Here is a 12,283-nt window from a genome sequence, read left to right on the forward strand (position 1 = left end):
AGTCTCCAGCAATTTCCCTAGTCCTTTTTTGTCGCCTATCACCACTTTTGTTATAGCCATATCAACCTATTTTTCTGCCCAGGTCTTTTCGGGTTAAATGGCGATGCTCGCAAGCTATTGAATTAATTAGGTTTTATCAATTTTTTGGCGTCAGCTTTTTTTACGACGCCAGCAAACTGCAAATGCAATTGAACCTCGTCAATAACTTGACGCGCGAAACGACACTACCACAACTTCAGCAAGCGCCTCCGACCTCTAACAGAAGGATCGTACAGCAGTTCCTGCGGTTCATTTCTCCCATTGTTTAGAGGGACTTAACGCTTAATGGGCTACAAATCGATGACTCTATTTCCTACGGAGCCGTCTAAACGGCTATCCGCGCGCAAACTTGCGCGCCTGATTGTCAGCGCGGTCGCCATTTCTCAGGCTATTCCCGCTCTGGCTGCAAGCCCCGTCGACGAAAAACGGGAACAGTTCGTCATATCCGCCCGCGCAGGACATTTAAAGGAAGCAATCAAAGGCCTCTCCAAGCTATACAAGCAAACCCATGATAAAGCGGTTCTGAACGACCTGATTGCGCTGTACTCCTGGAACGGCGAACTGGATAGCGCACTTGCGCTATGTAATCCATGCGCCCCCAAAACGCTAAATAACGACAGTGTGGCGATACTGGCCAAAGCGCAGCGCAATCAGAAAAACTTCGCCGCAGCGGCGGAACACTACCGACTCCTGACCAAACGCAGCCCGAAAAGCCGTGACGCATGGCTGGGACTGGCGCTGACCAGCGCTGAAATGGGTGAGGATATTCATGCTCAGAAAGCCATCGCCAACTACCGTGAGTTGACTCGCCCCAGCATCGAGCGCTTTGAGAACGAGCTTTACGTCATGACGGTATTGCAGGACAAGGTCGGCGAAGTCGGCGTTCTGCAGGATTACTACAACTTCTCCCCCGACAACCGGGACATTGGATTGCGTCTTTATAAAGCCGCTATTGACCTGGGCGCCGCCACCGCAGCGGAGAGAATCGTCAAAGCGCACCCTGACTGGTTCAAAGGCATCGACCATTATTGGCTTGAGTACTACAAGTCCACCTTGAACATCCGCAGCGGCGCCAAGTCATCCCGTCCGGATATTCTGGATAAAGGCATTGCCGACCTGCGGGCGTTATACGAAAAAGTGCCAGCGAACCACGCCCTTCGCGGCAATATCGAGCTGGATATTTTCTATGGGCTGGTCGTCGCCAAACGCTTCAATGAAGCCAGCGACTTGCTGCCAGCCATCGAAGCGCGACAGCCGCTGCCCGCCTATATAGAGGAAGCGCGTGCGGATTTATACGCAGCCACTCGTCGCCCCTTTAAAGCCTTGCCGATATTCAAGAAGCTTTATGCACAAACGCCAACTTTAGAGCTGGGCAAGAAACTGTATTACACGCACATGGACGCCGAACAATATGAGGAAGGCGGCGCCTTGCTGCAAAAACTGCTGGAAGCACAGCCTCCAAAGCGCTGGGATTTCACCGGCAGCTTTAAAGTCAACAATGAAAATTACCAGCAGCTGCGCGAGCAAAGCATTATTCATCAGGCTTGGAGCGGCGACCTGGATGCAGCGGAAAAATCGTTGCAAGACGCGCTGGTGGAGGCGCCCGGCAACCCCTGGCTGTGGATGGATCTTGGCAATGTGCAGCGCTGGCAAGGCCGCTTCAGTGATGCGGAATATAGCTATCGTCGCGCCGAATCCATGCTCTCCGGCAACGCCCAAGGCAGCGCCAAGCGTAGCTTGTGGCTGACGCAACTGGAGAAAGGCGACTGGCGGGGACTCAACGCCAAACGCGAAGAGCTGAACACCGCCTATGCCGATTATGAGCAAAGAGAAGTCAACAAGCGGTGGAATGAAGCCTCAGCGCCTTTCGTGAGCGTCGACGCCAGCCGCGTAAAATCCAGCAGCAGCGAGCCAGGACAGGCGAAGAACGCCAGAGAATGGCGTTATGACGCACGGTTATATTCGCCGCGCTGGGAAGGGCAACGCCTCTTTATTCATGACCAGAAAATGTATGGCGAATGGGAGGAGCGTGACCTCTTCGCACGTTACACCGGCGTCGGCGCTGATCTGAGCTTTTATCCGTTCACCCTGGAAGTGGAAACTGGCTCAGGCGGCAAACTTAACGACAAAGCCTACTTTTGGAGCGCGGCCAGCTGGTCCCTGTTTGACGATTTGTCGATACAGGCGAGCTATCGCTACAACCCATCGGAAACCCCGCTAAGAGGCCTTTACGACGGCAGCTATATGAGTCAATGGGGACTTGGCGCGACGTACAAATTAAACCCCCGCGTTTCCTTGGGTGCTTCCGCCTCTCTCAGCGACTTTACTGACGGCAATGATCGTCAAGCCATCGGCGCCTGGCTGGAAACCCAACTATGGCAAACCCCGCGATACAAATTATCGGGCGTCATCAGCGCTGGCGGCAGCGACAACGATGACGTTGCAACCAGCTACTTCAACCCTGAGTCAGACCGCAATTATGGCGCAGAGCTTCGCCACAGCTACCGCATCAAGGTGTCTGACGATTGGGACCTGGATCAGTTTCTGGAGACCAGCGTGAATCAATATCGCCAGGAAGGTTACGACCCTGCCACCGGCTGGGAAATCAGTTACAGCCAGCAATGGCGTTGGCGGGATCAGGTCAGCGTCAAGCTGGGAGTGAGCCGCGATAAAGCCACTTATGACGGAGAGCCTGAAAACGGCACGTTGATTTTCGCCAATTTTGAAATGAGGTTTATGCAGTGAAAACTATCGCCCGGATATTTTTCTTAAGCCTGACGCTGCTCTCGTCACTGGTTTGGGCGCGTCCGGAAAACAGTTATGTGGTGCTGGGCTACCACGACTTTTACGACGTCAAACTCAATCCGACCAAGCGCATTTTCGCCAATACCTTGAGCCGCGACCGCTTTGTCGAGCACCTCAACTGGATCAAGCAGAACAACTATCACCCAGTGAGTTTCCAGCAGATTATCGACGCAAAGGAAGGCAAGTCCAAACTGCCGGAAAACGCCGTTCTGCTCACCTTTGACGATGGGTATGAGTCGTTCTACACGACCGTTTTCCCCCTGTTGAAGCTCTACAACTATCCAGCCGTCATCGCCCTGGTGGGCAAGTGGCTGGAAGTGGAGCCGGGCAAAGAAGTGCTTTACGGGAAAACCAATCTGGACCGTAAACACTTCCTGAACTGGGCGCAGATTCGGGAAATGGAAGCCTCCGGTCTGGTGGAGTTCGCTTCCCACACTTACAACCTGCATTACGGTATCTACGCCAACCCTTTCGGCAACGAGCAGCCCGCCGCCGTCAGCCCTCAATATGACAAAGTTCGCGACGTCTATGAGAGCACAGAGGACTACGATCATCGTCTGCGCAAGGACTTCAAGGCCAGTAAAAAGCAAATGACCTCACGGGGCCTCAAGTCGCCCCGCATCATGGTATGGCCCTACGGCGCCTATAACAGTCACTCCATCGATATCGCTCAGGAGCAGGGCTACTCCTACACCTTTTCTCTGGACGAAGGCGTTAACCTGGTGACTGACTCCGGTCTGAATGTTTATCGCTATTTGATGGATCAGGAGATCAGCCTCGAGCACTTCGGCCGCATCCTGAGAGGCGAGCCCAAGCCGCCGATGGTGAAGCGTATTCTGCATGTCGACCTGGATTATGTTTACGACCCCGATCCCAGCGTCATTCAGAAGAATATCGATAGCCTGATTGAGCGAGTCAGTCGTTACAGGGTGAATACCGTTTATCTGCAGGCCTTCGCCGACCCGGATGGCGATGGCGTGGCGGATGCGGTTTATTTCCCCAACCGCCACCTCCCGGTGCGCGCGGACATATTCAACCGCGTCGCCTGGCAACTGCGCTCTCGCGCCGGCGCCCGCATCTACGCCTGGATGCCGGTTTTGGCGTTTGATTTGGGCAAAAACTACAGCTACGTCACCGATGTGCGCACACAGAAGCCCGCCCCGGAGCATTACCTGAGACTCTCGCCCTTCAACGAAAAAAATATCGAAACTATCGGCGATATTTATGAAGACCTGAGTTTATTCGGCAAGTTCCACGGCATTCTTTTCCACGATGACGCCTTCCTGGGCGACTTTGAAGACGCCACGCCCGACGCCCTGAAGCAATATGCGGAATGGGGGCTGGGCGACTCTATCGAAGCAATACAGGCGGATAAAGAGCTCGCCAAACGCTGGGCGGAATTGAAGACCCAGTACCTGATCGACGTTACCCATCGCCTCGCCAAGCGCAGCGCCCGTTACTTCGCCAGCGACGGCCAACATCTGCTGCTGGCGCGCAATATGTACGCCCAGCCAATATTGAACCCCGATAGCGAAGCGTGGTTCTCGCAAAACCTGGAGGCCTTCGCCAAAGCTTATGACCATGTCGCCGTCATGGCCATGCCTTATATGGAGCAGCAGAAAAATCCCGACCAGTGGCTGCGCAAGCTGGCGCAAACTGCGCTGCAGCGTATTGATCCGGACAAGCTGGTGTTTGAGCTGCAGGCGAAAGACTGGCGCGATGGCTCCGCTATTCCTGCGACAGTTCTCAAGCGGCAGATGCAAATCATCTCTGCGGAAGGAATCAAGAGCTTTGGTTATTACCCTGATGATTTCATCAAGGGCATTCCCGACATCAACGTCATTCGTCCAGAACTCTCGCTGAACTCCACGCTGGAGGCGGCGAAATGACCCTGGATATTCTGCTGCTGTGTATCTATCTCTACCCCAGCGTCATGGCGCTGGTGTGGATCACAGGAGGGGTGTATTACTTTTTTCACTGGGAGCGCCGCTACCTGAAAAATCACCCCGACCACAAACTCAAACTGCGCCATTATCCGCTGGTGTCGGTGATGGTGCCCTGCTACAACGAGGGCGCCAACATCAAGGAAACTATTGATAGCCTGTTGGAGCAGGACTATCCAAATTACGAAATCATCGCCATCAATGACGGTAGTAAAGACGATACCGGCGCGCGCCTGGATGAAATCGCCAAGGAACATCCCAGATTGCGCGTTATCCACCAGGAGAACCAGGGCAAAGCCGCGGCGCTGAACAATGCGCTGGAACAAGCCAAGGGCGACTGTCTTGTCTGCATCGACGGAGACGCCCTGCTCGACCCCAATGCGCTGGTATGGATGGTGCGCCACTTCCTGAGCGAAAACGGCGTCGGCGCCGTCACAGGCAACCCGAGAGTCCGCACTCGCTCCACGATCATCGGCAAAATCCAGACTGGCGAGTTCTCGTCCATCATCGGTCTGATCAAACGGGCGCAACGCATCTACGGCACCTTGTTCACCATCTCCGGCGTCGTATGCGCGTTCAGAAAAAGCGCGGTGCAAGAAATCGGCGGCTGGAACACCAGCATGGTGACCGAGGACATCGACGTCAGCTGGCGATTGCAAATGGCCGGTTGGAATATTCGCTATGAACCCATGGCGCGCTGCTGGGTGCTGATGCCCGAAACCATTCGCGGTCTGTACAAACAGCGGCTGCGCTGGGCCCAGGGCGGTGCGGAGGTCTGTCTGAAATACGGCTGGCGCTGTCTGTTCCAGGGCAAACTACGGTTCTGGCCTCTGCTGCTTGAGTACCTCGCCAGCGTTTACTGGAGCTACAGCGTGATTGGCCTGCTTGCCTGGCGCTTGCTCACATTCTCAGAAGTTCCCACCGCGGAACAGGTGCTGACGTTTGAAGTCTGCGCCGTACTGATGATTTTTTTATGTCTGTTGCAGTTCCTGGTCAGCATTCTGATCGACCGTCACTACGACCAGGGACTGCTCAAAAACTTTCTGTGGTGTATTTGGTATCCGCTGTTCTACTGGATACTCAATATCGCCACGGTAACCATTGCAGTGCCCAAGGCCCTGTTTAGAAAGCGCAACCAACATGCAGTTTGGGAAAGTCCGGATAGAGGAGAAATTTTTCGTGGCTGAATCGACACAAAGGACACTTATTTACACACAGGCGTCACGGCGCACCAAAGGTCTCTGGTTAAGAGACGGAGCGATATCGCTTATGACCTGGATGCTGTGGGGATACCTGCTGCTACATCCTGTGTACTACTTCTTTTTCAATGACGGAGAGCTTATGTCGCCACTGCTGCAACTGTCTCTCGTCGATATTTTGGCTTGGGCTGGCGGCATTCTTGCGGTGACGCTCTCACTGTACCATCTATGGTCGCGGGCGCATCATTGCAAATGGTGGTGGCGACGCCGGAACCTGCTCAAGCAGGCCGAAATGGAGATGCTGGGAGAGGGATAACCTTCTTTCCACACGAAGTAAACTGCGACGACTGAGCCGCAGACACAAAAAAGCCGGACACTAAGTCCGGCTTTTTTATGAGTCGCTTCCGTCAGATCAATGGAAGCTCATCAATGAAACAATCAGGCGACGCCCGGTTTACGCGCTTTAGCTGGCTCAGCTTGGCCTGCTTTTGCGCGCGCTTCGGTTGCGGCTTTCTTGTTCCAGTATTCAGCGTTCTCGATGCCCAGTTTTTCTGGATCGAAAGTGTACTCGGTCACGCCTTTCTTCTGTTGCTCTTCGTAGTCACGCAGCGCTCTCAGGGCCGGTTTGGCCATGAAGAAAATCACGACGATGCCCACGATGTTCAACCACGCCATCAAGCCAACGCCGATGTCGCCCATGCCCCAGGCCAGGTCCGCAGTTTTCACCGCACCGTAGAAAGTGGAGGCCATGATGGCGACTTTCAGAACGAAAACCATGCCAGGAATATTCACCGTGCGCTTGATCCACGCCACATTGGTTTCCGCAATGTAGTAGTACGCCAGAATCGTGGTGAATGAGAAGAAGAACAACGCAAACGCGATGAACGGCTTACCAACGCCAGGCAAGGTGCTTTCAATCGCCATCTGGGTGAACACAGGGCCATTAGCCGCAATATCCGTCGCCACGTTTTGAACAAGGAAGGCTTCGCCTACGCCATGAACGTTGTATGCGCCAGTGATCAGGATCATGAAAGCCGTCGCAGAACATACGAACAGCGTATCGATGTAGATAGAGAAAGACTGCACCAGACCTTGTTGCGCAGGGTGCTGTACTTCCGCCGCCGCCGCTGCATGAGGGCCACTGCCCTGGCCGGCTTCGTTAGAATAAACGCCTCGTTTCACGCCCCAGCCAATCGCCGCGCCGAAGCCCGCCATTGGAGAGAATGCGTCGCCAACGATCATACTAATCACAGCAGGCAGTTGATCAATGTTCAGCGCCACGATAACGCAAGCGATGATGATGTAAGCCAACGCCATGAATGGCACTACGATTTCAGTGAACTTGGCGATACGTCTTACGCCGCCGAAGATAATGAAGCCCAGAATAAGAACGACGACAACGCCGGAAACCAGCTTCGCGAAGCTTACTTCACCGAAGAAAGAAGTGTTGATGATCGAACCGGCGCCGAATGCAGTTTCAACCGCGCTACCGATGTTATTGGACTGAACGCCAGGAAGGAACAGACCGCAAGCGATAATAGTCGAGATCGCGAAAATCCAGGCGTACCATTTCTGGCCCATGGCCTTTTCAAAATAGTAAGCAGGACCGCCGCGATATTGGCCTTCATCTTCTTCTTTGTAAATCTGCGCCAGAGTGGATTCGATATAAGCAGTAGCCGCGCCTAAGAAAGCGACCATCCACATCCAGAAGACTGCGCCTGGACCGCCGAAACCGATAGCGGCGGCGACGCCTGCGATGTTGCCGGTGCCGACCCGGCCAGAGAGAGAGACCGCAAGGGCCTGGAAGGAGGAAATCCCTTTGTCAGAGCTGGTGCCCGAGAGGAGCAATCGCCACATTTCACCGAAATGCCTGACCTGGACAAACCTTGTCAACACAGAATAAAACAGACCCGCTCCCAGACACAGGTAGATCAGAGCTGGGCTCCAGATCAGGCCGTTCAGATAGTTAACAATATCTTGCATCAAAAATCTCCACGTAGAGTCTCTGTCGAACCGGACGCCGCATGCTGGCTACAGATTTGGATGAGACTGTTATTTTTGTAATGAAACGCTCGTGCGTATGGGATTTTCCCGGCGTCGTTTTGGTTGACCAACCTAACGCCCTAGGCTTCCCGGCATAAAAACCGGAGCGGATTATACAGCATCTTAGCCCCGTGTCTTTAACATGCGACGAATATCCTAACGGCGCATCGAGCAAAAGTTAGTCAGCACTTCCCGCAATTTCCGTCTTCACTTAGGATGGGATATTGGCATTCAACAAGTTACGGGAGAAAGCCGAAGTGCCGCAGCAGGAAGAAAACGCGAAATTGAGCGCTCGTCAGCAAATTGAGGCGGTATATCGGGCGGAATCCCGACGTATTTTGGCGACTTTAATCCGCTTATTGGGCGATTTTGATCTGGCGGAAGAAGCCATGCATGAAGCCTTCGCCGCCGCAACCGACCAATGGGAGCAGGAAGGCGTTCCCGCCAATCCGCGCGCCTGGCTGGTATCCACAGGACGTTTCAAAGCCATTGATCATCTGCGTCGTCGCGCCCGCTTTGACGCCTCGCTAACCGATATCGCCGAACGGCTTTATGCGGAAGCGACAGACGCGGAAGACAAACAGAACGAAGATATAGAAGATGATCGCCTGCGCCTGATTTTCACCTGTTGCCACCCCAGCCTATCCACTGAGGCGCAAGTAGCGCTGACGTTACGAGAAATATGCGACCTCACCACCGAGGAAATCGCACGCGCCTTTCTTTCTTCACCCAGCACAGTGGCCCAGCGCATTGTGCGCGCCAAATCTAAAATACGGGACGCCCGCATTCCCTATGAAGTGCCCACCGAATCCGAGTTGCCGGAACGTCTGGAGTCCGTGCTGCATGTCATTTATCTGGTATTCAACGAGGGTTACTCCGCCTCCGCCGGCGATAGCCTGACCCGCAGCGACCTGTCTGCAGAAGCTATTCGGTTGGGACGCCTGCTGGTGGAACTGCTGAAGTCTAAAGCGGAGGCGTCAGAAGCGATGGGGTTGCTGGCGTTAATGTTACTCAGCGATTCCCGACGCGCCGCTCGCGCCAATGCGCAAGGCGACCTGATTCTGCTCGACGCGCAAGACCGGTCACGGTGGAATAAAGCGCAGATAGAAGAAGGCGTACAGTGGGTCACTAAAGCCTTAAGCGCCCAGAGCTTTGGACCCTACAGCCTGCAAGCGGCCATCTCCGCCATTCATGCTGAAGCTCCCAGCACGGCGGAGACTGACTGGTCTGAAATCATTGGCCTGTACACGTTACTGTTGCGCATCAACCCATCGCCGGTGGTGGCGCTAAATCGCGCGGTGGCGGTGGCCATGCGCGACGGCCCGCAACGGGGCCTGGAAATTATTGACACTATATTCGCCCAGGGCGAGCTGCATTCCTATCACCTCGCCCACTCCGCCAAGGCGGATATGCATCGCCGTCTGGGACAGATTGAGCAGGCGCGGGACGCCTATCAACAGGCGCTGGCATTAGCAAAGCAGGAACCCGAACGCCGATTTTTAGAAAGGCGTCTGGAGGAACTGGCTGTGTCATTAAAGGATGTTTAAAAATTTTTTTGAATTTTTTTCTGCAGCATGTCGATTTGCCGTTTTCCTAATCGACAAGGAAGTACATCAAGGGGATAGATTTATTGAAACGCCCCTGACAATCAAAGACTGAAATAGAAATGGAGCGTCAACATGCGATTTTTGATCATACGTAAAGCAGACAAAAATACGGAAGCCGGCGTCATGCCTGGTGACGACCTGATCTCCGCCATGGGGAGCTACAATCAGGAGTTAGCGAACGCTGGGGCCATGCTTGATGGGACGGGTTTGAAGCCCAGCGACAAGGGCGCCCGAATCAAGTTTTCCGGCGGCAAGCCTACTGTATTCGACGGCCCTTTTGCGGAAACCAAAGAGCTTATCGCTGGCTACACCATGATTCAGGCGAAGTCGAAAGAAGAAGCAATCGAATGGGCGTGTCGCTGGCCTGCGCTGGACGGCGACGGAGAAGTCGAGCTGGAAATCCGCCAGCTCTATGAGCTGGAGGATTTCGCGCCCAGTGAAGGACTGGAGCAACATAAGGCCCTGCAAGCGCAATTGTCAGCTAAGCCGCCGCAGGTGAATACCTATCTATTCTTCAATGGCCAATGCAAAGAGGCATTCGAATACTACGCACAAGTCCTGGGGGGCAAAATCGAGTATTCGGTGACTTTCGCAGAATGTCCCGATCCGACTCAGAACCCTCCAGGCTGGGAGGATAAAATCATGCACATCTGCATGACAGTCGGAGATAGAAGATTAATGGCCTCCGATACGCCTCCCGGGCACTTTGAAGAACCCAAAGGCTTCTTTGTGCAACTCGATATGGACACGCCTGAAGAAGCCGACCGCCTGTTCAACGCGCTGCTGGAAGGCGGTCAAGTGCGTATGCCGTTGCAGCAAACCTTTTGGGCCCAGCGCTTCGGCATGCTGGTGGACCGGTTCGGCACTCCCTGGATGATTAACTGCAACCAACCAGTCTGACCAGCATGTCACGCAACGAAAAGGAGACCGTTATGAACGCGACAAATCCCGTTGAGAACCAAGTTCGTCAGGCTCTGGGTAGCTGGGTGGAAGCCGCCTGCGCCAAAGATCTGGATCGTATCATGGGTCACTACGCGCCGGACGTGCGCGCCTTTGACGCTATTCTGCAGTTGCAATTCGAAGGCGTGGACGCCTATCGCAAACACTGGGAAACCTGTTTGTCTTACACATCAGGGCCCATGATTTTTGAGGTGGAAGATTTGCGCATTGAAACCGAAGGGGATTTGGCCGTCGGCCACTTTCTCAATCGCTGCGGCTGTGTGAATGAACAAGGGGAAACGCAGAGTTCCTGGATGCGCGGCACCGTCTGCTATCGCCTTCGCGACGGCGACTGGAAGATTGTGCATGAGCATTATTCAGCGCCGTTCAGCGTACCCGATGGCGCAGCGCTGTTTAACCTCAAGCCCAGATAATGCAGGATCTGGGCGGTCCACTTAGCAAACCTCGCCGCCCAGATTCCGTCTCTCACCATATAGGAAGACATCATGAAATTTCTCTGCATGGCTTATTACAACGTACAAAAGTTCGCGGAGTTGAGCGAGGCTGAGATGCAGGCCATCGTCAGTCAATGCTCTGAATATGACCAAAGCCTGCGTCAAAGCGGCGCAGTGCTCGCGCAAGGCTCTCTTGCCTCTCCACCCTCCTCTTTGTGTATTCGCCCCAGTAAGAATGGCCCCATTGTTTCAGATGGCCCGTTTTTGGAGACTAAAGAGCAGATCGGCGGATTCTTTATGATTGAGGCGAGCAGTTTGGAAGAGGCGAAAATACTTGCGTTAAAGCACCCCGCGGCCAATATCGGTGAAGAGATGGGCTGGGGAGTTGAGATTCGCCCAATTGATAACTTCATTGCCCTGTAAATAGCACGGCTGCTGTTAGCGCGTTTTTCGTGGCCGCACCTTATGAACCAGGAGAACTTATTATGAAATATCTATGTCTCGTTTATTACGATGAAAACATTATCAACGCCATGACCAAAAGCGAGTGGGACTCGCTGAACGGAGAGTGCATCGCTTTCGGCGATGAGGTCAGACAAAGCGGACATTTTGTGGGCGGCAACGCACTGCAACCTGTGGAAACCGCCACCACCGTGCGCGTCCGCAATGGCCGCGTCACCACCACCGACGGCCCATTCGCAGAAACCAAAGAGCAGCTGGCTGGCTTTTACATGATGGAAGCCCGCGACCTGAACGAAGCTATCCAACTCGCTGGACGTATTCCTCCTGCTCGACTGGGAAGCATTGAAATTCGTCCCATTCGTGAACTGCAAGCGCCAGAGTCAGCCGGTTAAACCGGCGGCCTCTGGCTGATCTTTGAGGACTCAACTAAGCAGCACTCAATGCGCAGCAATCCTTTTAGCAAATAAGGCCTGATCTAGTTTATCAAGCAAATCGCTTTCTGCATGCTTCTGAAAAGTCGGATACTGTTTGACCTCATTGTGAGCCAACAGCTTAGTATAAAAATGAGAAAACAGAAGTAACGTCAGCTCAGATGCGGTCAGTAGCCATTCTACATAACAAGCCCAACCCTCTTTTCCCGTCATCTCTGCATAGGTCTCGTCGAATAACAGATGCCTGGTAAGTCGCCTTGCCTGATCATTCGGCAAAGGATTGACTCCCATGACTTTCGCCAACTCACGATGCCACCCAACAACTGATGTTATGTCCGGAACGCTTTCCATTTTCCCCAT

11 protein-coding genes are annotated in these 12,283 nt (G+C 53.8%); 9 read left to right on the forward strand and 2 right to left on the reverse strand.

What is annotated here, in order from left to right:
- Positions 1–339: 339 nt before the first annotated feature.
- The 4 genes from pgaA to ONV78_RS26040 all read left to right on the forward strand — a co-directional run bounded on the left by pgaA (position 340) and on the right by ONV78_RS26040 (position 6,302).
- Positions 340–2,784: a poly-beta-1,6 N-acetyl-D-glucosamine export porin PgaA gene (pgaA, locus tag ONV78_RS26025; protein WP_279507361.1), complete on the forward strand. Its 2,445-nt coding sequence runs from the start codon at positions 340–342 to the stop codon at positions 2,782–2,784.
- Positions 2,781–4,733 carry a poly-beta-1,6-N-acetyl-D-glucosamine N-deacetylase PgaB gene (gene pgaB, locus ONV78_RS26030; RefSeq protein ID WP_279507363.1) on the forward strand — a complete coding sequence of 651 codons (1,953 nt, stop codon included), beginning with the start codon at positions 2,781–2,783 and terminating at the stop codon, positions 4,731–4,733. The genes pgaA and pgaB overlap by 4 nt, the downstream gene beginning before the upstream one ends.
- On the forward strand, positions 4,730–5,974 hold the full coding sequence (gene pgaC, locus ONV78_RS26035) for a poly-beta-1,6-N-acetyl-D-glucosamine synthase (protein ID WP_279507365.1): 1,245 nt from the start codon (positions 4,730–4,732) through the stop codon (positions 5,972–5,974). Before pgaB ends, pgaC begins: the two co-directional genes overlap by 4 nt.
- 82 nt (positions 5,975–6,056) lie before the next feature.
- Complete coding sequence (locus ONV78_RS26040) at positions 6,057–6,302, forward strand: hypothetical protein (protein WP_241566993.1); 246 nt, start codon at positions 6,057–6,059, stop codon at positions 6,300–6,302.
- A 122-nt stretch (positions 6,303–6,424) separates the two neighbouring features.
- On the opposite strand, the gene ONV78_RS26045 is transcribed toward ONV78_RS26040, so the two are convergent.
- Positions 6,425–7,969 (reverse strand): alanine/glycine:cation symporter family protein, encoded by a 1,545-nt coding sequence (locus tag ONV78_RS26045; RefSeq protein ID WP_279507367.1) that lies wholly within the window; start codon positions 7,967–7,969, stop codon positions 6,425–6,427.
- A gap of 284 nt (positions 7,970–8,253) precedes the next feature.
- Here ONV78_RS26045 and ONV78_RS26050 point away from each other — a divergent pair, with 284 nt between their 5' ends.
- The 5 genes from ONV78_RS26050 to ONV78_RS26070 all read left to right on the forward strand — a co-directional run bounded on the left by ONV78_RS26050 (position 8,254) and on the right by ONV78_RS26070 (position 11,884).
- Entirely contained in the window at positions 8,254–9,576 is a 1,323-nt protein-coding gene (locus ONV78_RS26050) for an RNA polymerase sigma factor (protein ID WP_279507369.1), read from the forward strand.
- 132 nt (positions 9,577–9,708) lie between these two features.
- Positions 9,709–10,536 (forward strand): YciI family protein, encoded by an 828-nt coding sequence (locus ONV78_RS26055; RefSeq protein ID WP_279507371.1) that lies wholly within the window; start codon positions 9,709–9,711, stop codon positions 10,534–10,536.
- Positions 10,537–10,568: 32 nt separating this feature from the next.
- Positions 10,569–11,009: a nuclear transport factor 2 family protein gene (locus ONV78_RS26060; RefSeq protein WP_279507372.1), complete on the forward strand. Its 441-nt coding sequence runs from the start codon at positions 10,569–10,571 to the stop codon at positions 11,007–11,009.
- A 72-nt stretch (positions 11,010–11,081) separates the two neighbouring features.
- Positions 11,082–11,453, forward strand: a complete 372-nt coding sequence (locus tag ONV78_RS26065) for a YciI family protein (RefSeq protein WP_279507373.1) — start codon at positions 11,082–11,084, stop codon at positions 11,451–11,453.
- Positions 11,454–11,515: 62 nt separating this feature from the next.
- Positions 11,516–11,884 carry a YciI family protein gene (locus ONV78_RS26070; protein ID WP_127968812.1) on the forward strand — a complete coding sequence of 123 codons (369 nt, stop codon included), beginning with the start codon at positions 11,516–11,518 and terminating at the stop codon, positions 11,882–11,884.
- A 45-nt stretch (positions 11,885–11,929) separates the two neighbouring features.
- Here ONV78_RS26070 and ONV78_RS26075 read toward each other — a convergent pair whose 3' ends face one another.
- Positions 11,930–12,283: a hypothetical protein gene (locus tag ONV78_RS26075; protein ID WP_279507374.1), complete on the reverse strand. Its 354-nt coding sequence runs from the start codon at positions 12,281–12,283 to the stop codon at positions 11,930–11,932.

This window comes from Hahella sp. CR1 (assembly GCF_029813005.1).
Classification (GTDB): Bacteria; Pseudomonadota; Gammaproteobacteria; order Pseudomonadales; family Oleiphilaceae; genus Hahella.

Coding starts and splice junctions, on each gene's coding strand:
- pgaA (WP_279507361.1), top strand. CDS start 340: ATGACTCTATTTCCTACGGAGCCGTCTAAACGGCTATCCGCGCGCAAA.
- pgaC (WP_279507365.1), top strand. CDS start 4,730: ATGACCCTGGATATTCTGCTGCTGTGTATCTATCTCTACCCCAGCGTC.
- ONV78_RS26040 (WP_241566993.1), top strand. CDS start 6,057: ATGACCTGGATGCTGTGGGGATACCTGCTGCTACATCCTGTGTACTAC.
- ONV78_RS26045 (WP_279507367.1), bottom strand. CDS start 7,969: ATGCAAGATATTGTTAACTATCTGAACGGCCTGATCTGGAGCCCAGCT.
- ONV78_RS26055 (WP_279507371.1), top strand. CDS start 9,709: ATGCGATTTTTGATCATACGTAAAGCAGACAAAAATACGGAAGCCGGC.
- ONV78_RS26060 (WP_279507372.1), top strand. CDS start 10,569: ATGAACGCGACAAATCCCGTTGAGAACCAAGTTCGTCAGGCTCTGGGT.
- ONV78_RS26065 (WP_279507373.1), top strand. CDS start 11,082: ATGAAATTTCTCTGCATGGCTTATTACAACGTACAAAAGTTCGCGGAG.
- ONV78_RS26070 (WP_127968812.1), top strand. CDS start 11,516: ATGAAATATCTATGTCTCGTTTATTACGATGAAAACATTATCAACGCC.
- ONV78_RS26075 (WP_279507374.1), bottom strand. CDS start 12,283: ATGGGGAAAATGGAAAGCGTTCCGGACATAACATCAGTTGTTGGGTGG.